This is a genomic window from Melaminivora sp., assembly GCF_032059615.1.
Classification (GTDB): domain Bacteria; phylum Pseudomonadota; class Gammaproteobacteria; order Burkholderiales; family Burkholderiaceae_C; genus Melaminivora.
Genome location: NZ_DAMCAM010000114.1, coordinates 1 through 1,852, shown reverse-complemented (window position 1 = coordinate 1,852; position 1,852 = coordinate 1). Strand labels below are relative to the sequence as shown.

Below are 1,852 nucleotides of genomic sequence, written 5' to 3'. Positions count from 1 at the left end.
GCCTGACGACCAACGCCATCGCCCGCGCGGGCGGGCTCGACGCCTGGCTGCCGACACCCGCACAGGCGGACGACCTGGAATTCCAGCTTTGGCAGGCGCTGCGCGAGGGCCAGCCCGACCTGCCCGTCTTCCTGGGCCTCGGGCGCGATGACCGCTTCGCCGATGCCATGCGGCTGCTCGCGCGGCGGCTGCGCCGGGCCGCGCTGCACGAGGTGCCGGGTGGCCACGACTGGGATGCCTGGCTGCCCTTGTGTCGCCAGTTCGCGCACTGGCTTGCGCTGCGGGAGCAGGAGCGCTGATGGCGCGGCGCTGGAAGCCCACGCCGTTTCTGGCGGGTTCGGCCACGCTGCATGGCGTCGCGGCCCTCGGCGTGCTGGCCCAGCCCGCGCTATGGCCCTGGGCCGCGGGCGCCGTGGCGGCCAACCATGCCCTCATCACCGCTGCCGGGCTGTGGCCCCGTTCGCAGGCGCTCGGCCCCAACATCACGCGGCTGCCCCGGGTGCCTGCCGGCGTGGCAGGGCGCGTGGCGCTGACCATCGACGACGGCCCCGACCCGGAGGTCACGCCGCGTGTGCTCGACCTGCTCGCCGAGCACGGGATCAAGGCCAGCTTCTTTCTCATTGGCCACCGGGCCGAGCGGTATCCGGCACTGTGCCGCGCCATCGCCCAGCAGGGCCACCGGGTGGAGAACCACGGCTACAGCCACTCGCACGCGCTGTCCCTGTTCGGCCCGGCGCGGCTGGCCATGGACATCGCGCGCGCCCAGGCCGTGCTGCAGGATGCGAGCGGCCAGGCGCCGCGCTTCTTCCGCCCCACGGCGGGGCTGCGCAACCTGTTTTTGGAGCCGGTGCTCGCCCGCCAGGGCCTGCAACTGGCGAGCTGGACACGCCGCGGCTACGACACGCGCGAGCCGCGTCCCGACCGGGTGCTGCAGCGCCTGACGCGGGCGCTGGGCGACGGCGACATCCTGCTGCTGCACGACGGCCACGCGGCGCGCGCGGGTGACGGCCGGCCCGTGATCGAGCACCTGATTCCCCGGCTGGCTCAGCGCCTGGACCAGGCCGGTTTGACCACCACCACATTGCACGACGCTCTGGCATGACTTCCGTTCCTGCGCTTTCCCGCGCCCTCGTCGATGCGGCAAGCGCACGCTTCCGTCCGGCAGGGCGCTTTGCCTACCACTACGCACGAGGAAAAATCGGGGGTGATGCGGCGTTTGCCGCCCTGCTGCACCAGGGCATGCTGCCTGCGCGTGGGCGCTGGCTGGACCTGGGCTGTGGCCAGGGCAGCCTGTTTGCCCTGGTGCTGGCGGCCCAGGAGCAACAGGCGAGGGGCGAATGGCCGGGAGACTGGCCCGCACCCCCTCAGCCGCTGCACATGCGCGGTGTGGAGCTGATGCCGCGCGACGTGCAGCGCGCGGCGCAGGCCTTTGGCGTCGGCCACCCCGTCGTGCGCGTCGAGCAAGGCGACATGAACCAGGCGGATTTCGGCCAGTGCGACGTGGTCACGATCTTCGACGCGCTGCACTATTTCGACCATGAACGCCAGCGTAAGGTGCTGCAGCGCATCCACGCGGCACTGGCACCCGGCGGCCTGTTCATCACCCGCATCGGCGACGCGGGGGCGGGCCTGCCGTTCCAGCTCTCCCAGTGGGTGGACCGTGTCGTCACCTGGACGCGCGGCCACCGCATGCCGCCGCTGTACTGCCGCAGCATCGCCGACTGGCGGGCCTTGCTCGTGTCCGTCGGATTCGAAGTCAGCAGCCAGCCCATGAGCGGAGCCCTGCCTTTCGCCAACGTGCTTCTGGTGTGCCGGGTGCGGGACAATGCCCCTCCCGCCGCCTGATACCGTC

2 protein-coding genes and 1 pseudogene are annotated in these 1,852 nt (G+C 72.1%); all 3 read left to right on the top strand.

Translation table 11 applies throughout. The annotated features are described in order from the left end of the window. Positions 1 to 299 (top strand): annotated as a pseudogene (locus tag RT051_RS14620) (hypothetical protein); the annotation flags it as partial. Further along, positions 299 to 1,102, top strand: a complete 804-nt coding sequence (locus tag RT051_RS14615) for a polysaccharide deacetylase family protein (protein ID WP_313077875.1) — start codon at positions 299 to 301, stop codon at positions 1,100 to 1,102. The pseudogene RT051_RS14620 and the gene RT051_RS14615, both read left to right, overlap by 1 nt. Then, entirely contained in the window at positions 1,099 to 1,845 is a 747-nt protein-coding gene (locus RT051_RS14610) for a class I SAM-dependent methyltransferase (protein WP_313077871.1), read from the top strand. Before RT051_RS14615 ends, RT051_RS14610 begins: the two co-directional genes overlap by 4 nt. Positions 1,846 to 1,852: the final 7 nt, after the last annotated feature.

What these genes read in the sequence shown, in the direction of transcription:
- RT051_RS14615 (WP_313077875.1), top strand. Translation starts at nt 299, where the DNA reads ATGGCGCGGCGCTGGAAGCCCACGCCGTTTCTGGCGGGTTCGGCCACG.
- RT051_RS14610 (WP_313077871.1), top strand. Translation starts at nt 1,099, where the DNA reads ATGACTTCCGTTCCTGCGCTTTCCCGCGCCCTCGTCGATGCGGCAAGC.